Source organism: Pseudomonas sp. GW822-FHT01E03, from assembly GCF_058802985.1.
This window is the reverse complement of record NZ_JBXAOQ010000003.1, coordinates 423,744-441,840: the sequence shown is the minus strand read 5'-3', so window position 1 is coordinate 441,840 and position 18,097 is coordinate 423,744. Positions and strand designations below refer to the sequence as shown.

14 protein-coding genes and 1 tRNA gene are annotated in these 18,097 nt (G+C 60.8%); 3 read left to right on the top strand and 12 right to left on the bottom strand.

Annotation, left to right across the window (positions count from 1 at the left end; genetic code table 11):
* The first annotated feature begins 21 nt into the window (after nucleotides 1-21).
* From AC1RP7_RS08065 to AC1RP7_RS08055, 3 genes are all read left to right on the top strand, one after another.
* Nucleotides 22-108: transfer RNA gene (locus tag AC1RP7_RS08065), tRNA-Leu, on the top strand.
* 272 nt (nucleotides 109-380) lie between these two features.
* Nucleotides 381-1,391: an extracellular solute-binding protein gene (locus AC1RP7_RS08060; protein ID WP_150811888.1), complete on the top strand. Its 1,011-nt coding sequence runs from the start codon at nucleotides 381-383 to the stop codon at nucleotides 1,389-1,391.
* Nucleotides 1,391-2,956, top strand: a complete 1,566-nt coding sequence (locus tag AC1RP7_RS08055; protein WP_493181577.1) for an ABC transporter permease — start codon at nucleotides 1,391-1,393, stop codon at nucleotides 2,954-2,956. The genes AC1RP7_RS08060 and AC1RP7_RS08055 overlap by 1 nt, the downstream gene beginning before the upstream one ends.
* A gap of 120 nt (nucleotides 2,957-3,076) precedes the next feature.
* Here the strand turns inward: AC1RP7_RS08055 and AC1RP7_RS08050 are convergent, their stop codons facing one another.
* From AC1RP7_RS08050 to AC1RP7_RS07995, 12 genes are all read right to left on the bottom strand, one after another.
* On the bottom strand, nucleotides 3,077-5,011 hold the full coding sequence (locus tag AC1RP7_RS08050) for a methyl-accepting chemotaxis protein (protein ID WP_493181576.1): 1,935 nt from the start codon (nucleotides 5,009-5,011) through the stop codon (nucleotides 3,077-3,079).
* Nucleotides 5,012-5,161: 150 nt separating this feature from the next.
* Nucleotides 5,162-6,451, bottom strand: a complete 1,290-nt coding sequence (locus tag AC1RP7_RS08045; protein WP_057712238.1) for an adenylosuccinate synthase — start codon at nucleotides 6,449-6,451, stop codon at nucleotides 5,162-5,164.
* Nucleotides 6,452-6,505: 54 nt separating this feature from the next.
* The gene (locus tag AC1RP7_RS08040; RefSeq protein WP_007973265.1) at nucleotides 6,506-7,693 is read right to left on the bottom strand and encodes an ATP phosphoribosyltransferase regulatory subunit; all 1,188 of its coding nucleotides are present in this window, start codon (nucleotides 7,691-7,693) and stop codon (nucleotides 6,506-6,508) included.
* A 312-nt stretch (nucleotides 7,694-8,005) separates the two neighbouring features.
* Nucleotides 8,006-8,875: a protease modulator HflC gene (gene hflC, locus AC1RP7_RS08035; protein WP_007995015.1), complete on the bottom strand. Its 870-nt coding sequence runs from the start codon at nucleotides 8,873-8,875 to the stop codon at nucleotides 8,006-8,008.
* Nucleotides 8,875-10,050, bottom strand: coding sequence for an FtsH protease activity modulator HflK (gene hflK / locus AC1RP7_RS08030; RefSeq protein WP_057712240.1), 1,176 nt, complete (start codon nucleotides 10,048-10,050; stop codon nucleotides 8,875-8,877). Before hflK ends, hflC begins: the two co-directional genes overlap by 1 nt.
* Nucleotides 10,051-10,146: 96 nt before the next feature.
* Entirely contained in the window at nucleotides 10,147-11,448 is a 1,302-nt protein-coding gene (gene hflX / locus AC1RP7_RS08025) for a ribosome rescue GTPase HflX (protein ID WP_057712241.1), read from the bottom strand.
* A 12-nt stretch (nucleotides 11,449-11,460) separates the two neighbouring features.
* A complete protein-coding gene (hfq, locus tag AC1RP7_RS08020) occupies nucleotides 11,461-11,721 on the bottom strand; it encodes an RNA chaperone Hfq (protein WP_003221112.1) in 261 nt (86 codons plus the stop codon).
* A 93-nt stretch (nucleotides 11,722-11,814) separates the two neighbouring features.
* Complete coding sequence (miaA, locus tag AC1RP7_RS08015) at nucleotides 11,815-12,786, bottom strand: tRNA (adenosine(37)-N6)-dimethylallyltransferase MiaA (protein ID WP_150812098.1); 972 nt, start codon at nucleotides 12,784-12,786, stop codon at nucleotides 11,815-11,817.
* Nucleotides 12,786-14,696, bottom strand: a complete 1,911-nt coding sequence (gene mutL / locus AC1RP7_RS08010; protein ID WP_057712243.1) for a DNA mismatch repair endonuclease MutL — start codon at nucleotides 14,694-14,696, stop codon at nucleotides 12,786-12,788. The genes miaA and mutL overlap by 1 nt, the downstream gene beginning before the upstream one ends.
* Entirely contained in the window at nucleotides 14,693-16,123 is a 1,431-nt protein-coding gene (locus tag AC1RP7_RS08005) for an N-acetylmuramoyl-L-alanine amidase (protein ID WP_150811893.1), read from the bottom strand. The genes mutL and AC1RP7_RS08005 overlap by 4 nt, the downstream gene beginning before the upstream one ends.
* Nucleotides 16,124-16,594: a tRNA (adenosine(37)-N6)-threonylcarbamoyltransferase complex ATPase subunit type 1 TsaE gene (gene tsaE / locus AC1RP7_RS08000; protein WP_007973252.1), complete on the bottom strand. Its 471-nt coding sequence runs from the start codon at nucleotides 16,592-16,594 to the stop codon at nucleotides 16,124-16,126.
* Entirely contained in the window at nucleotides 16,582-18,081 is a 1,500-nt protein-coding gene (locus tag AC1RP7_RS07995) for an NAD(P)H-hydrate dehydratase (RefSeq protein WP_493181575.1), read from the bottom strand. Before AC1RP7_RS07995 ends, tsaE begins: the two co-directional genes overlap by 13 nt.
* Between the last annotated feature and the right edge of the window lie 16 nt (nucleotides 18,082-18,097).

Here is an 18,097-nt window from a genome sequence, read left to right as displayed (position 1 = left end):
GCGGCAACGCTGAAGATGAATGCCCAGATGGTGAAATTGGTAGACACGCCAGCTTCAGGTGCTGGTGACCTTACGGTCGTGGAAGTTCGAGTCTTCTTCTGGGCACCAATTCAAATTCAAGGTTACGACCTTGGATTTCACAAAAACCCGCGAAAGCGGGTTTTTGCGTTTCTGGCATTTGAAAACATCCCCTCTCCCCTGTAGGAGCGAGCTTGCTCGCGATGGTTGCGCAGGCAACGCATTTCTCCAGACACCCCTCGTTTTCGTTCACGCCCATCGCGAGCAAGCTCGCTCCTACAGGATTTATCGGCGCATTTGAGAAACAATATCGTTTATCATTGTTACAAGTTTTTGCAATGTGACAGTGAGGAACCCTGCGAATGATGTTTCGAAATACCCTGCGCCGCGGCCTGATCACCACCCTCCTCGGCCTGGCACTCGCCACTCCCCTCACCCAAGCCGCCGATCCGGTTGCCCTGACCCTCTACAACGGCCAGCACAAAGAAGTCGGCGATGCGGTCGCCAAGGCCTTCGAAGCCAAGACCGGGATCCACGTCAATGTGCGCAAAGGCAGCAGCAACCAGCTCGCCAGCCAGATCGTCGAAGAAGGCGATCGCTCCCCCGCCGACGTGATCTACACCGAAGAATCGCCACCCCTGAACAAACTCGGCGAACAAGGCCTGCTGGCCAAGACCGATGACACCACACTGGCCGTTCTGCCCAAGGAATACGTCGCCGGCAACGGCACCTGGATTGGCGTGACCGCCCGGGTGCGCGTCGTTGCGTTCAACCCCAAGCTGATCGATGAAAAAGACCTGCCGACCTCGGTGATGGAATTTTCCGACCCGAAATGGCAAGGCAAGGTCGGCTTCGTACCCACCAGCGGCGCCTTCCAGGAGCAAGCGGTCGCGATCATCAAGGTGCACGGCATGGACGCAGCCGAAGAGTGGCTGACCGGTCTGCGAGCATTCGGCAAGACCTACAGCAACAACATGGTTGCATTGAAAGCGGTGGAAAATGGCGAAGTCGCCACCGTACTCGTCAACAATTACTACTGGTTCGCCCTGCAGCGTGAAAAAGGCCAGCTCGACTCGAAACTGCATTACTTCAGCGGTGGCGATGTCGGCGGACTGATCACGGTTTCCAGTGCTGCGGTGCTCAAATCCAGCAAACACCCCAAGGAAGCACAGCAGTTGCTCGCCTACATGGCCAGCGAGGAAGGCCAGCGCGTGATCACCCAGACCACCGCCGAATACCCGCTGCACAAAGGCATGGAGTCTGATCGCGGACTCAAGCCATTCAGCGAGTTGCAAGCGCCGAAAGTCACGCCAGCCGACCTCGGCAATGCCGAAGAAGCCCTGGACCTGGAACGTGACGTTGGCTTGAACTGATGAGCGCATCGCTATCTGCCACCAGTCTGCGCAGCAACAACGCGCCCCGCCGCAAGCGTCCACCGATAGGGTTGATGTTGCCGGTCTTGCTGCTGGTCGTCCTCAGCTTCCTGCCGCTGGCCTATGTCGGACTCAAAGCCTGGCAAGCTGGCTGGGCAGAAGCACTGCATTTGCTTTGGCGACCTTATGTGTTCGGCTTGCTGCGCAACACACTCGCACTGTTGATTGGCGTCACCATTGTTTGCGGGGTGATCGGCTTGTCGCTGGCCTGGTTGCTCGAGCGCAGCAATCTGCCGGGCCGACGATTGTGGGGCGTGATTCTCTGCCTGCCGTTTGCCGTACCGGCCTTTGTCAGCAGTTTCACATGGGTTTCCCTCAGCGCTCATTTCGAAGGGCTCGGCGGGGCGATCCTGGTGATGAGCCTGTCCAAGTATCCGTTGATCTTTCTGCCCGTGGCGGCAACCTTGCGCAATCTCGATCCGTCCCTGGAAGAGTCGGCTCGCACATTGGGGCAAAATCGCTGGGGCGTGTTCTTTCGCGTCACCCTGCCCCTGCTCTGGCCTTCGCTGCTGGCGGGTTCGTTGCTGATTGCCCTGCACATGCTGGTGGAGTTCGGCGCCTTGTCGATCATCGGCCTGCAAACCTTCACCACGGCGATCTATCAGCAGTTCGAGTTGGAGTTCAGCAATGCCAACGCGGCGATGCTCTCCGCCGTACTGCTGACGTTGTGCCTGGCGCTGCTGTGGCTGGAGCTGCGCGTGCGGGGCAAGGGTCGACACGTGCGCACCGGACAGGGTGCGGCGCGACGCGCGGAACAGGTTCAACTGGGACCCTGGGCTGTGGCGGGACAGCTTTATTGCCTGTTGCTGGCAATCATTGGCAGCGGGATTCCGCTGGGGATGCTGGTCTACTGGTTGTCGGTAGGAACATCGGCAGCCTTTCCCGTAGCGGCAATCGGCGAAGCATTGCTGTCGTCCCTCGCTCTGTCGCTGGGTGGTGCCGCTCTGTGCCTGGTGCTGGCGGTGCCGGTCGGCCTGCTGGTCGTGCGCTACAAAGGCCAACTGGCGATCTGGGCCGAGCGCCTGCCCTATCTGCTGCATGCGCTGCCGGGCCTGGTCATTGCCCTGACCCTGGTGTATTTCGCCCTGCACTACGTGCCGATGCTTTACCAGACTTCGGCATTGCTGCTGATCGCCTATGCCCTGCTGTTTCTGCCGCTGGCCCAGGCGCCGATCCGCACCGCCCTGAACAAGGCGGCACCGCAGCTTGAGGAGGCGGCGCGCACGCTGGGAGCCTCGTCATTCAGTGCCTTCTGCCGAGTGACACTGCCGATTATTTTCCCGGCGCTGGGGGCGGCTTTTGCCCTGGTGTTCCTGGATGCGATGAAGGAGCTGACGGCGACCTTGCTGCTGAGCCCCACCGGGCTCAATACACTGGCGACGGAAGTCTGGGCGCATACCGCGAATGTGGAGTTTGCGGCGGCGGCGCCTTATGCGGCGTTGTTGATATTGGTGTCGGGGTTGCCGGTCTATCTACTGACGACCCGGATGTATCTGAGCCGCTAAGACCGTCATCGCGAGCAAGCTCGCTCCCACAGGTTTCGATGGTGGACACAAAGTTTGTGAACACCCCGGATCAAATGTGGGAGCGAGCTTGCTCGCGATGAGGCCATCCCTGAAACAGTATTAAGCCCTGAACTGCCCCAGGCTCGCCTTCAACTGCGCCGCCAGACCATCGAGCACCTTGCCGCTCGCCGTAGTCTCCACGACAGCTTGCGCCGCTTTCTCGGCCTGGGCATGAATGGTCTGCACCCGCCCCCGAACTGCCTGCGCGCCCTGCGCCTGATGCGCTGCAGCCTGGGTAGCCAAACCGATCGCCGCATGGACCTGCTCGACGGATGCCTGCACCGACTGCTGCAACCGCGCACTGTCACGCAGCACCAGTAAACCCTCACTGGCCTGGCGCCCGGCCTGACCAATCGCCGCCACCGCCTCACGCGCACCTTGCTGCAAGGCCACGATGTGCGCCTGAATATCGCCGGTGGAGCTTTGCGTCTTGCTCGCCAGCGCCCGCACCTCATCGGCCACCACGGCAAACCCGCGCCCGGTCTCGCCGGCACGCGCCGCCTCAATCGCTGCGTTCAGCGCCAGCAGGTTGGTTTGTTCGGCGATGCCGTGAATCACCGTCAGCACCACCTCAATCTGCTCACTTTGCTGCGCCAGGCGCTCGATCACTTGCGCGCCAGTGTTGACCTGACCCGCCAGCTCCTCGATCAGGCTGCCGACTTTCGCCGAGGTCCGGGTGTTTTCATCGGTGGCCTGACGAATGTCCACCACCTGCTTCAGCGCCGCCTGCATGGCATGGCTTTCCGACTGCGCCTCATCAGCCATTTGCGACAAGGCGCGCAAACTCTCCGCCACCTCGTCGCGCTGCATGCCAGCCGCCGCGTCCGCACCGGCGTTGCGCAAGGTCATGGCGCCGATCTCCACGCCGGTACGCTGGGCGACATCCCCCGCCTCACGCACGATCGGCTGCAACTTATCCACAAAGCGATTGACCGCCGAGGCCATGTCGCCGATTTCATCCTTGCTGTTGATCTGCACACGCTTGGTCAGATCACCCTCGCCCGCCGCCAGGTCATCCATGGCAACGATCAGCATTTTCAGGCGATTGACCACTCGGCGACCGAGCACCACCGCCAACAACAGCAGAACACCGAAGCCCACCACCGCCAGACACACGCCGATGCGCCAGCGCAATGTCGTAGCAGCCTCCTGCACGGTGCTGGTGGTATTGGCCTTCATTTCCGCCGCCGTGGACTGCGCCGACTGCAGACGCGAGCGCATGGCCGTTGCGCTGTCAGCAGCCGCACCCTTGAGGCTGTCGCCCACCAGTTGATCGCTGCTGGCGATCAACGCCGAGAAGCGCTTGTCGAGGGCCGCCAGATCAGTCTCCACGGAAGCCGTCGAGACCCCCATCAGGACCTTGCCGATTTCAACGCCGTTAGGATTGATCGGAGCCTCGATGTAGAACACCGAAGGATCGTTCTTCGCCGCATCCAGCACCTTGTCCAGCGCACGCTCGCCCTGGCCTTTTTCCAACAGCGCCTTGTTGATCGGATTTTCCCGATTGAGGTAGCGCGTCAGGTGCTGGCCGGTGGCGTCGTCATACACCACGAACAGCACATTGGGATTGCGCTGGGCCCGGCGGGCGAACTCGGAAAGTGTCGGAATGTCGTTGTCCCACATGGCGCGAGGCGCGACGGAAGCCAGAAGCTGCGCCATGTCGCTGGCGGAGTCCTTCAGGTCCTTTTCCAGGGTCGAACGCAATTGCGCCTGCTCCTGCTCAAGCCGCGAGGACAAACCGGCTGTCAGGCGCTGACGCGTACTGGCAGAGAGACTGTCGAGGCTCGACGTGACTTCGCGTCCCGCCTGCTCAAGCTCAGCGGAAAGCTTTTGACTGTCCGCGCCCAGACGCAGGCCCAGATCGGCTTCCAGCGCGGTCACCGTGCTCCGGGTCAGAGCGACAGCTACCAGCACCTGCACCAAAAGGGCGATACCAAGGGTAACGAACACGGGCCGCAACAAACGGCTCTGTAACAATGAGAGAACGGCTGACACTTGATATCCCTCTGCAAAAGCGCCATTAAATTGATGGCACGCCAAAAGTGACGTTTTAGGCAAAGCTAATAGCAAAGGTCATGCCGTCCAGCAGGCATAAACGACAAAGGCCCCAATGAAGGGACCTTTGTGTTTTACATCAACGACTTATCAAGCAAACGGATGGCGCAGGACGATGGTTTCGTTGCGATCCGGGCCCGTCGAAATAATGTCGATCGGCGCGCCGATCAGCTCTTCGACGCGCTTGATGTAAGCACGGGCGTTAGCTGGCAGCTCTTCCAGGGTTTTGGCACCCACGGTCGATTCGGTCCAGCCCGGCACTTCTTCGTACACAGGCTGCAGGCCTACATAGCTGTCAGCATCAGTCGGGGCAACGGCCTTGCCTTCTGCATCTTTGTAGCCGACGCAGATGTTGATGGTTTCCAGACCGTCGAGTACGTCCAGCTTGGTCAGGCAGATGCCCGAGATGCTGTTCACATCGATAGCGCGACGCAGGATAACGGCGTCGAACCAGCCACAACGACGGGCACGGCCGGTAGTCGCGCCGAACTCGTGACCTTGTTTAGCCAGGTGCGCGCCGACTTCGTCGAACAGTTCCGTCGGGAATGGACCCGAGCCTACACGGGTGGTGTAAGCCTTGGTGATGCCCAGGATGTAGTCCAGGAACATAGGGCCGACACCCGAACCGGTAGCAACGCCGCCAGCGGTGGTGTTGGAACTGGTCACGTACGGGTAGGTACCGTGGTCGATGTCCAGCAACGAACCTTGGGCACCTTCAAACATGATGTCTTTGCCAGCACGACGCAGGTCGTGCAGCTCGGCAGTCACGTCCAGCATCAGCGGCTTGAGCAGCTCAGCGTAGTCTTTGCACTCGGCCAGGGTCTTGTCGAAGTCGATGGCTGGCTCTTTGTAGTAACCAACCAGCATGAAGTTGTGGTAATCCACCAGTTCACGCAACTTGTCTTCAAAGCGTGGCATGTTGAGCAGGTCGCCAACACGCAGGCCACGACGTGCAACCTTGTCTTCGTATGCCGGGCCGATGCCACGACCGGTCGTACCGATCTTCAGCTCGCCACGGGCCTTTTCACGAGCCTGGTCCAGCGCAACGTGGAAGGACAGGATCAGCGGGCAGGATGGGCTGATACGCAGGCGCTCGCGCACCGGTACACCCTTCTCTTCCAGCTTGGTGATTTCCCGCAGCAGAGCGTCAGGTGCAACCACCACGCCGTTGCCGATCAGGCACTGCACGCCTTCGCGCAGCACGCCCGACGGAATCAGGTGCAAGACGGTCTTCTCACCGTCGATCACCAGGGTGTGGCCAGCGTTGTGGCCACCCTGGTAGCGCACTACGGCGGCAGCATGTTCGGTCAGCAGATCAACGATCTTGCCTTTGCCCTCATCACCCCATTGGGTGCCCAGGACTACGACATTCTTACCCATAACACTTGTCCTCATTCGCGCAAACTTGGTGCCGGCGGCAGCCGGCAGGAAAACTCAAGAAGCCAGTGGCGATACTTGCCAAAGCCCGTTCTGCTGAATCAATTGCCGGTCGCAGTCCGCTTCACGGGCGGCGGCCAAAGGTTGTCCAGGCAAAGCCTGAACGACACGCTGACCCTCACTGCGCAACTGGCAAACCTGCTGCCAGAGTGCCGCATCCGTACTGTCAGGCATCCAGATACCGCCAGACGGTAGCTCGATCTCAGCACGCCCCAGGGTCACCAGGGTTTTCAAATCGGTGGAGAAGCCGGTCGCCGGACGGGCGCGACCGAAGTCGGCGCCGATGTCGTCGTAACGACCGCCCTGGGCAATGGACTGGCCAACACCCGGTACGAACACAGCGAACACCACACCGGTGTGGTAGTGGTAGCCACGCAGCTCGCCCAGGTCGAAATACAGCGGCAGCTCAGGGAAACGCACGGACAGCCGCTCGGCAATCGCCAGCAAGTCGTCCAGCGCTGCCAGAACAGGGGCCGGCGCCTTGGCCAGACGCTCGCGGGCCGCAGCCAGCACTTCACGACCGCCACACAGGTCGACCAACGCCCGCAGCATGCCCGACAGATCGGCAGGCAAGCCTTCGGTCAAGGTAATGACCTCGTCGATGGCCTTACGTTGCAAGGCATCGAACAACTGCTGCTCGACTTCACCGGACAAACCGGCCGCACGGGCCAGGCCGCGATAGATGCCAACATGACCGAGGTCCATGTGCACATCCGGCACATCGGCCAGTTGCAGCATGGCCAGCATCAGGCTGATGACTTCGACGTCGCTGCTCGGACTGCCGTCGCCGTACAACTCGGCACCCAGTTGGATCGGGCTGCGCGAGGACGACAGGGCGCGAGGCTGAGCGTGCAGGACACTACCGGCATAGCACAGGCGGCTTGGGCCTTCACGACGCAGGGTATGCGCATCGATGCGCGCCACTTGCGGCGTGATGTCGGCGCGGAAACCCATCTGACGGCCCGATTGCGGGTCGATGACCTTGAAGGTGCGCAGATCCAGGTCCTGGCCCGCGCCGGTCAGCAGGGATTCCAGGTACTCGATATGGGGAGTCACGACAAACTCGTAACCCCAGCTCTGGAACAGATCCAACACCTGACGACGCGCGACTTCAATACGCGCAGCTTCCGGTGGCAGTACTTCTTCGATGCCATCTGGCAGAAGCCAGCGGTCTACCGTTGCCATTACGCCTTCCCCTATCTCCGGGCGACCAGCCTGTCGGCGAGCCTTGAGTGAAGCAGAAAATGGTCGGCTTGCGCACAAACCACGCGCATGAGCGACGGAGCGAAAAGCCCTTCTACCGGCTTCGCCAACCACTTTCCTCGAAAAACTGTCGAGCCAATCGGCCCGGCATCTGCTTGAACACAGCAATCAAACATGCAGACGCAAAAAAGCCGGGAATTTCCCGGCTGCCGCATCATACACACGTTTTCCCAAAGGATCACCCCGCCAGAGGTTTTAGCCGCCCGGCGGGGGATAATTCAGGTCAACGCCGTATCAAGGCTTGGCTTTTTCCAGGTAATGGAAGAAGTCGCTGCTTGGGTCAAGGACCATGACGTCGGATTTGTTCGCGAAGCTTTCACGGTAGGCGCGCAGGCTACGGTAGAACGCGTAGAACTCCTGATCCTGACCGTAGGCCTTGGAGTAGATCGCAGCAGCCTGGGCATCGCCATCACCGCGAACCTCTTCGGATTCACGATAGGCTTCAGCCAGCAGCACGCGGCGTTGACGATCGGCGTCGGCACGGATGCCTTCGGCCAGTTCGTTACCCTTGGCGCGGTGCTCGCGAGCTTCACGCTCACGCTCGGTGCTCATACGCTCGAACACACTGCGGTTCACTTCTTTCGGCAGGTCGATGGTCTTGACCCGAACATCGACCACTTCGATGCCCAGCTCTTTTTCAGCCATCTTGTTCAACGAAGCAGTAATGTCCGCCATCAGCGCATCGCGCTCACCGGAGACCACTTCGTGCAACGTGCGCTTACCGAACTGGTCACGCAGGCCCGATTCCAGACGACGGGAAAGACGCTCGTCGGCGATCTGCTTGAGGCCGGAAGTCGCGGTGTAGTAACGCTCCGCGTCCTTCACGCGCCACTTGGCGAAGGCATCGACCATCACGGCTTTCTTTTCCAGCGTCAGGAAGCGTTGTGTCGGTGCATCCAGCGTCATCAGGCGTGCGTCGAATTTGCGCACCTGGTTGACGTAAGGCACTTTCACGTGCAGGCCTGGCTGAACATCGGCCTGGACCACGCGACCGAACTGCAGCAACACCGCACGCTCGGTCTGAGCCACGATGTAGAAGCAGTTCCAGGCAGCGATCGCCACGACGACGCCGACAATAAGGGCGATCAGCGATTTATTGCTCATCAGCGACTCTCCCTGGTACGTGCTGGCTGTTGCTGCAGATCAGCTGCCGCACGCGCATTCGCTTCATTGCTGGTGGCTGCCGCACTGCTCACCTGGGTGCTGGTGCTGCGACCACTTTCGACCATCTTGTCCAGAGGCAGGTACAACAGGTTGTTCTGGCCGTTCTTGTTGCCGGTCACGAGAACCTTGCTGGTGTTGGTGAAGACTTCCTGCATGGTGTCCAGATACAGACGCTGGCGGGTGACTTCAGGGGCCTTGCGGTACTCGGCGACCAGCTTGGTGAAGCGATCGGCCTCACCCTTGGCGCGCGAGACGGTCTCGTCACGGTAACCATTGGCATCCTCAAGGATGCGCTGGGCCTGACCACGAGCTTCCGGCACGACGCCGTTGGCATAGGTTTCGGCCTGGTTGCGCGAACGCTGTTCGTCTTCCCGGGCACGGATCACGTCATCGAAGGCTTCCTGGACTTCGCGCGGTGCCGCTGCGCTCTGAACGTTGACCTGGGTGACGGTGATACCGGTGCGATACGTGTCCATGAAGCGTTGCAGACGCTCCTTGATCTCGCTGGCCATCAACTCACGACCTTCGGTCAGCACCTGGTCCATCGCGGTGGAGCCCACCACATGGCGCAAGGCGCTGTCGGTCGCGTGCTGCAGGCTGATTTCCGGCTGATCGACGCTCAGCACGAAGTCCTGCAGGTTGCTGATCTTGTACTGCACGGTCAGCGGCACTTCGACGATGTTCTCGTCTTCGGTCAGCATCTGGCCCTGCTTGGTGTAGGCACGCTCACGCGTGACGTTCTCCATGTACTTCTTGTCGATCGGCGGGAAGTAGATGTTCAGGCCCGGACCCACGGTTTCGTAGTACTTGCCGAAGCGCAGCACCACAGCTTGCTCCTGCTCGTCGACGACATAGACCGCGCTGTACAGCCAAACGGCCGCCAACACGACCAGACCGATGCCGAGCAGGCCGCCAAAGCCGCCACTCTTGCCCGGACCACCGCCGTCGTCGCCACCACGTTTCTTACCACCACCGAACAAACCGTTCAGGCTTTCCTGCAGCTTTCGGAAGGCCTCGTCGAGATCCGGTGGCCCCTTGCGGTCGCCGTTGTTACGACGCTTGCCACCCCAAGGATCCTGATTATTCGAGTTGCCACCCGGCTCATTCCAAGCCATAGCGCTCTCCATCTGATAAAGCAAAGACGCACCCACGGCGCGCCGACCAATGCTACAGAATGCCTGTCACCACGGCACAACCGCTTTCTCAGGCTTTTATTGCAAAGTGTGTTGCTCGATGAACTCCATCGGTTGCAAACCTTCGCGACTCACCAGCCGATTCAATTCGGCCCGTGGCAAACGAACGGCCAGCAAGCTGATGCCTTCGTCATCGTGTTCTTCCTTTTGTACCGCACCGAGTTCGAAAAACTGCGCACGCAGTCGAGCAAATCGGTTCGGCAAGCGCAAGGTGCCAACAAACAATTCATCGCCAAGCAACTCGGCCACGGCCTGCTTGAGCAGATCAAGACCTGTGCCATCTTTCGCCGAAAGCCAGACCCGCTGCGGTTTGCCATCGGCATCGCGCTGGATCTGCGGCTCCACGCCCTCGAGCAAATCGAGTTTGTTATAGACCTCCAGGATCGGCAAGTCTTGAGCCCCGATCTCTCCGAGCACCACCATGACCTGTTCAATCTGGGCCATGCGCTCAGGCTCATGGGAGTCGATCACGTGCAGCAACAGGTCGGAGTTGCTCGACTCTTCGAGCGTAGCCCGAAATGCCTCGACCAGCTTGTGCGGCAAGTGACGAATGAAGCCCACGGTGTCAGCCAGCACGATCGGGCCGAGGTCATCGAGCTCGAGCCGGCGCAAGGTCGGGTCGAGGGTGGCGAACAACTGGTCAGCCGCAAAGACGTCGGAGTCGGTCACCGAGTTGAACAGCGTCGATTTGCCGGCGTTGGTATAACCCACCAGCGAAACCGTCGGAATGTCAGCCCGTTTGCGGCCACGGCGCGATTGTTCACGCTGGCTGCGGACCTTTTCCAGGCGCCCCTTGATCTGCCGCAGGCGAACCCGCAACAGGCGCCGGTCGGTTTCCAGCTGGGTTTCACCCGGACCGCGCAGGCCGATACCGCCTTTCTGCCGTTCAAGGTGAGTCCAGCCGCGAACCAGCCGCGTACTCATGTGCTCAAGCTGGGCCAGTTCGACCTGGAGCTTGCCTTCATGGGTGCGGGCGCGTTGGGCGAAAATATCGAGAATCAAACCCGTGCGGTCGATCACGCGACACTCGAAAATACGTTCGAGGTTACGTTCCTGACTGGGCGTGAGGATGTGATTGAAAATCACCAGATCGACCTGTTCGGCCTGGACCAGGTCGCGCAACTCTTCGACCTTGCCGCTGCTGATCAGGGTTTTGGCGGTTGGCCGATGACGCGGCACGTTGAAAAACGCGACGGTCTCGGCGCCAGCCGAAATTGCCAACTCCTGAAACTCCTGCGGATCTTCGCGCGCCTCAGGGTCCTGACCATCCAAGTGAACGAGAATGGCTCGTTCACCACCACCGTGGCGCTCAAAGAACAAAGGAGACTCCTATCAGGCGTTACCTGGCTCAGCATCACCTGCATCGGATTCGGTTGCGCTAGGCAGACGAATTGGACGAACCGGCACCACTGTAGAGATGGCGTGTTTGTAGACCATCTGGCTGACGGTGTTTTTCAGCAGGATAACGAACTGGTCGAAAGACTCGATCGTGCCTTGCAGCTTGATACCGTTGACCAGGTAGATGGACACCCCAACTTTCTCTTTACGTAAAGTATTCAAGTAAGGGTCTTGTAGCGAATGCCCTTTTGACATGTGCCGCACTCCTTTAAGGATTCAATATAAAAAATAGGTAATCAGATGGCTTTGGCCGTCACACCCCCAAGGATAGACGGCAATTGCAAGGACTCAGCTCAATATGGAGATGGTCCCAAGGTATTTCAAGGCGCGCGGCAGATTGTCGCAATCCAGACTGTCCAGCCAATGCAGATCAGTCCAACTGCGCAGCCAGGTAAACTGGCGTTTCGCCAATTGGCGCGTGGCAATGATCCCACGCTCCTGCATCTCGGCTGACGTCAGCTTGCCATCCAGGTAGTCCCAGACTTGGCGATAGCCTACTGCACGTATAGACGGCAACCCGGTATGCAGGTCTCCTCTATTACGCAGGGCTACGACCTCGTCAATGAATCCCTGTTCCAACATTAAAGTGAATCTTTGTTTAATTCGCTCGTGCAGTACCTGGCGATTTGCCGGAGCAATGGCCAAGTTCGCGACAGTATAGGGCAATTGTTGCAGTCCCGAAGCGGCTGCTTCAGTACTTTGCGCAGATTGTTGCAAACGCAGGGCGGTCATGCTTTGACCGCTGACACGATAAACTTCCAGCGCTCGACTCAATCGCTGGGGATCGTTCGGATGTATTCGCGCCGCGGACTCCGGATCGATCACCGCCAATTGTTCGTGCAAGGCTTGCCAGCCAAGGCGCGCAGCCTCTTCTTCGATTTGCGCACGGACCTCGGGATCGGCGGCCGGCATATCTGCCAGACCTTCAACCAAAGCCTTGTAATAGAGCATGGTGCCGCCCACCAGCAGCGGAATTTTTCCCCGTGCGGTGATATCAGCCATGGCTTCCAGGGCGTCACGGCGGAAATCCGCAGCCGAATAGCTCTCGGCCGGGTCGAGAATATCGATCAGACGATGCGGATATTGCGCCAGCAGCTCTTTGGAAGGCTTGGCGGTGCCAATGTCCATGCCACGGTACACCAGCGCCGAATCGACACTGATCAACTCGCAAGGCAGGACCTTGGTGAGCTCGATGGCCAGGTCGGTCTTGCCGGCGGCGGTCGGGCCCATCAGGAAAATCGCAGGTGGGAACTGGCTCATCAACGACCGCGCAAGAACAGTTTGTCCAGATCGTCCAGGCCCAGTTGGGTCCAGGTCGGTCGGCCATGGTTGCATTGACCACTGCGCTCGGTGTTTTCCATATCACGCAGCAGACCGTTCATTTCCGGCAGGGCCAACCGCCGATTCGCACGAACCGCGCCGTGGCAGGCCATGGTCCCGAGCAATTCGTTCAGGTGCGCCTGAATGCGGTCGCTGGTGCCGAACTCCATCAGATCAGCCAGGACATCAGCGACCAGCCGGTTGGCTTCGGCCTGCTTGAGCAGTGCCGGAATCTGCCGTATCGCCAGGGTTTCCGGGCCCAGACGCTGTAATTCAAAGCCCAGGCGCTGGAACCAGGCGACATGCTCCTCGGCGCAATCGGCTTCACGCTGGCTGACGGCCAGGGACTCCGGCACCAGCAACGGCTGGCCGCTCAGGCCCTCACTGGCCATCGCCACCTTCAGACGCTCATACATGATCCGCTCGTGGGCGGCGTGCATGTCCACCAGCACCAGGCCCTGAGCGTTTTCCGAAAGAATGTAGATGCCCTTGAGTTGTGCCAGCGCATAACCGAGCGGCGGGATGTCGTCCTGCCCGGCCGGCAGCGCGACGGCATTGGCCTCGGGCAGCGGTGCAAAAAACTCGCGATAGGCGGCCTGCGCTTCGGCGACAGGCGCACCGGACTGCGGTCGCGGCGTGTATTGATATTGATAACCCGCGCCAGCCCCCGAACCCGCCGGCGCATTGAACGACGGCTGAGCCTGAGGCTGTTCCAGCAGCGCATTGGCGGCCAGGCGCATTTCGCCCTGGGGTCCGAATTCACCGGCTTCGAGGCCGGTAGGCCGGACGATGGCCGTGGCAACCGGCGCCGCCAGTTGATCGTCGGGGCGCACATCGCCCAAGGCGCGATGCAAGGTGCCGTAGAGGAAGTCGTGAACCATGCGCCCTTCACGGAAGCGCACTTCGTGCTTGGTCGGGTGCACGTTGACATCGACGCCGGTCGGATCGACTTCGAAAAACAGCACGAAGGTCGGGTGCCGACCATTGAACAGCACGTCGCGATAGGCCTGGCGTACCGCGTGGGCCACCAGTTTGTCGCGCACGGCACGGCCATTGACGAAGAAATACTGCAAGTCGGCCTGGCTGCGGTTGAAGGTCGGCAGGCCGACCCAGCCCCATAGATGCAGGCCGTTGCGCTCGATTTCGATCGGCAGTGCCTGCTCCAGGAAACCCGGACCGCAGATCGCTGCCACGCGCCGGGCACGGGCCGCATCATCATGGGCCTCGTGCAGGCTGAGGATGGTCTTGCCGTTATGGCGCAGATGGAACGCCACATCGAAGCGCGCCAGGGCCAAGCGCCTGATCACTTCTTGCAGGTGATCGAATTCGGTTTTTTCGGTCTTGAGAAACTTGCGCCGCGCCGGCGTGTTGAAAAACAGGTCGCGCACTTCAACCGAAGTGCCCACCGGGTGGGCCGCAGGTTGCACACGGGGCGCCATGTCACGGCCCTCGGTCTCGACCTGCCACGCCTGATCGGCGTCGCGGGTGCGGGAGGTCAAGGTCAGGCGCGCGACGGAGCTGATCGATGCCAGGGCCTCGCCGCGAAACCCCAGGCTCATGACCTGCTCGAGGTCTTCCAGGTTGCGGATCTTGCTGGTGGCGTGACGGGCCAGGGCCAACGGCAGGTCATCGGCGGAAATGCCACTGCCATCGTCGCGCACCCGCAGCAGCTTGACGCCGCCCTGCTCCACATCGACGTCGATGCGTTTGGCGCCGGAGTCGAGGCTGTTTTCCAGCAGTTCCTTGATCACCGAAGCCGGGCGCTCGACCACCTCACCCGCGGCAATCTGGTTCGCCAGCCGCGGGCTGAGCAGCTCGATGCGAGCGCTGTTGTTCACAACCTGATTCATTCTTTGGCCGCCAGTTCAGTGCCCGGAATGGTCAAGTGTTGACCAACCTTGAGTTCATCGCTCGACAGGTTGTTGGCGCTGCGCAGGGTGGCCGGCGCAACCTGATAACGAACGGCGATCATCGCCAGCGTCTCGCCAGGGTTTACCCGATGGTCACGTGGACCTTGGGCGATTTTTCCGGAATCACGCAGCCAGGCAATGTAAGTGCCTGGCGGCGGGTTCTGCTGGAAGAACTGGCGCACGCCGCTGCTGATCGAACGCGCCAGCGCCTGTTGATGGCTTGACGCAGCAAGCTTCGAGGCTTCGTTGGCGTTGGAGATGAACCCGGTTTCCACCAGGATCGACGGGATATCAGGCGACTTCAGTACCATGAACCCGGCCTGCTCAACCCGTTGTTTGTGCAGTGGCGTGACCCGACCGATGTTGCTCAAGACTTTCTGGCCAACGTTCAGACTGGAGGTCAGGGATGCCGTCATCGACAAATCGAGCAGCACGCCGGCGAGCATGCGGTCTTTGTCATCGAGGCTGACATTACCGGCACCGCCGATCAGGTCGGAACGGTTTTCGCTGTCGGCCAGCCAACGGGCGGTCTCGGAAGTTGCGCCGCGATCGGACAGGGCAAATACCGAGGCACCGAAAGCGGCGGCAGAAGGCGCGGCGTCGGCGTGGATTGAGACGAAAAGGTCGGCGCCTTTCTTGCGGGCGATTTCGGTACGGCCGCGCAACGGAATGAAGTAGTCGCCGGTACGGGTCAGTTCGGCACGGAAACCTTTCATGCCGTTGACCTGGCGTTGGGTTTCGCGGGCAATCTGCAGCACCACGTCTTTCTCGCGCTGGCCTCGGGAGCCGGAAGCCCCCGGATCTTCGCCACCGTGACCGGCGTCGATCACCACAATGATGTCGCGTTTGCCGGCCGGGGCTGGCGGCAATTTGATTGCAGGCTCCGCAGGCGTGACCGGCACGGCAGGCACCGTGGCGACCGACGGTGTCGGCGCAGGCGGTGGCGCGGCGTCTGCGGCGTTATCGAACAGGTCGACCACCAATCGGTTACCGTACTGAGCGTTCGGCGCCAGGGAGAAGCTTTTCGGCGTCACGGCCTTTTTCAGGTCGATGACCACCCGCAGGTCCGTCGGCGTGCGCTGGGCCGAGCGCATGGCGGTAATCGGGGTGTTCGAGGTGTTGACGTTGAGCGGCGCACCGAGGGTCGCGCCATTGATGTCGATGACCAGGCGGTCCGGAGCCGTCAGGGTAAAGACGCTGTGTTGCACCGGGCCGGTCAGGTCAAACACCAGTCGCGTGTTGTCCGGTGCCCGCCACAGACGAACACTGTTGACCTTCGAATCGGCCACAGCGTCGACGGTCACCGCCAAGAACAACACCCCTACGGCAGCCACCAACGCGCGAAAGCGCATACCTAACCCCATCATCTATTTGGATTCCAATGCCAAAGCGGCACACCAGGCCTCGCCACGCGAGCCCTGGGATAAAATTTTCAGCGAACGCCCGCTGTCTTGCGGGCTAATGGTAATGGTCAGGTCAGGCTTTGGCAAAAAGCCTGCACCTTTATCGGGCCATTCGATCAGACACAGGGCATCGTCTTCGAAGTAGTCGCGGATACCGAGGAACTCTAGCTCTTCCGGATCAACCAGACGGTACAAATCAAAATGGAAGGCGCGAATGTCGCCGATCTCGTAGGGTTCGACCAGGGTGAAGGTCGGGCTTTTGACTGCCCCGACATGCCCCAGACCGCGAATGATGCCTCGGGACAACGTGGTTTTGCCCATCCCCAGGTTGCCCTCAAGGAAGATCAGGCCATGGCCTTGGGTGATTCGGGCAATGCGTGCGCCAAAGTCGCTCATGGCCTGTTCATCGGCCAGGTACAGGGTTACTTCAGACACGGTGCTTGCTCCTCCAACAACTGACGAATGGCTGGGATCAGATCACTGGCCGCCAGCCCACGGCCCAATTTTCCTTGTTGCTCGCCGGCATTGGCGTGCAGCCAGACCGCCAGGCAGGCCGCGTCGAACGGCTCCATGCCCTGGGCCAGCAATGCGCCGAGCAAACCGGCCAGCACGTCGCCCAAACCGGCGGTGGCCATGGCCGGGTGCCCCTGATGACACAGCGCCAGACGTCCATCGGGATGGGCGATCAGGCTGCCGGCACCTTTCAGGACGACGACAGCTGTATATTTTTTACTCAATGCATGGGCTGCGGCGGGACGGTCAGACTGAACGTCGGCAGTGCTCACCCCAAGCAAACGTGCCGCCTCCCCCGGATGCGGGGTAATCACGCAACCCTTGGGCAGATCGACCTGTCCACCCGCCAACAGATTCAAGGCATCGGCATCCCAGACTTGCGGCAAAGGCGCATTGGCCGCAGCCGACAGCAGGCTGCGCCCCCACCCTGTCTGACCCAGGCCCGGCCCGACCACCAGCACCGATACCTTCTCAAGCAACCCCATCAGTTGATTGGCCGACGACGTGCCCAGCACCATGGCTTCCGGAATTCGAGAAAGCGCTGGCGAAACATGTTCCGGACGGGTGGATAGCGAAACCATGCCCGCACCGCTGCGCAGAGCACTTTGTGCACTCAGCAAAATTGCCCCACCGTAACCGCGATCACCGCCAATGAGCAGCACATGGCCGAACTTGCCTTTGTGGGATGCCGGTGCCCGGGACACCAGACGCGGTAGGTTAGCGATACACAAGCGCCGAGCCGTGAACGCAGTACCGTTCAGCAACTGCGGATCAGCCTGCAGATCGTTGAACACCAACTCACCCATCGCATCCGCGGCATCACCGGTGAACAACCCCACCTTCAAGCCAATGAACGTGACCGTCAGGTCGGCATGCACTGCATGACCAAGGATACGGCCCGTATCCGCGCACAACCCTGACGGAATATCCACCGCCACTACCGGCAGTCCGCTGGCATTGATCGCGGCGATGGCGCTGACATAGGGGTCACGCACGTCACCGCTCAGACCGGTGCCAAGCAAAGCATCCACTACAATGCCGCGCAATCCGGATTGTGCCGTCCAGGGCTCGATGAGCACATGTTCAGACACCGCCTCGGCATGGGCCGACGCCGCATCACCCTGTAAGCGCTGCGGATCGCCCACCGCCAGCACCCGCACCGACCAACCGGCACGCTGGGCCAGTACGGCCACCAGGTACCCGTCGCCTGCGTTGTTGCCATGTCCGACAAGCACGCTCAGCTCGTTTGCCGTCGGCCATTGCCGCACCAGCGCCCGCCACGTCGCCCGCGCCGCGCGCTGCATTAATTCGAAGCCCGCCGTGCCGGCGGCGATCAGGCTCGCGTCGAGTGCTCGCACCTGGGCGGCGCTATACAGCACGTCGGGTAATTCATCTTTAGTGTGCGGCATGCGTCTTCGGGCTCCG

What these genes read in the sequence shown, in the direction of transcription:
- AC1RP7_RS08045 (WP_057712238.1), bottom strand. Translation starts at nt 6,451, where the DNA reads ATGGGTAAGAATGTCGTAGTCCTGGGCACCCAATGGGGTGATGAGGGC.
- AC1RP7_RS08055 (WP_493181577.1), top strand. Translation starts at nt 1,391, where the DNA reads ATGAGCGCATCGCTATCTGCCACCAGTCTGCGCAGCAACAACGCGCCC.
- hflK (WP_057712240.1), bottom strand. Translation starts at nt 10,050, where the DNA reads ATGGCTTGGAATGAGCCGGGTGGCAACTCGAATAATCAGGATCCTTGG.
- mutL (WP_057712243.1), bottom strand. Translation starts at nt 14,696, where the DNA reads ATGAATCAGGTTGTGAACAACAGCGCTCGCATCGAGCTGCTCAGCCCG.
- hfq (WP_003221112.1), bottom strand. Translation starts at nt 11,721, where the DNA reads ATGTCAAAAGGGCATTCGCTACAAGACCCTTACTTGAATACTTTACGT.
- miaA (WP_150812098.1), bottom strand. Translation starts at nt 12,786, where the DNA reads ATGAGCCAGTTCCCACCTGCGATTTTCCTGATGGGCCCGACCGCCGCC.
- hflC (WP_007995015.1), bottom strand. Translation starts at nt 8,875, where the DNA reads ATGAGCAATAAATCGCTGATCGCCCTTATTGTCGGCGTCGTCGTGGCG.
- AC1RP7_RS07995 (WP_493181575.1), bottom strand. Translation starts at nt 18,081, where the DNA reads ATGCCGCACACTAAAGATGAATTACCCGACGTGCTGTATAGCGCCGCC.
- AC1RP7_RS08040 (WP_007973265.1), bottom strand. Translation starts at nt 7,693, where the DNA reads ATGGCAACGGTAGACCGCTGGCTTCTGCCAGATGGCATCGAAGAAGTA.
- AC1RP7_RS08060 (WP_150811888.1), top strand. Translation starts at nt 381, where the DNA reads ATGATGTTTCGAAATACCCTGCGCCGCGGCCTGATCACCACCCTCCTC.
- AC1RP7_RS08005 (WP_150811893.1), bottom strand. Translation starts at nt 16,123, where the DNA reads ATGATGGGGTTAGGTATGCGCTTTCGCGCGTTGGTGGCTGCCGTAGGG.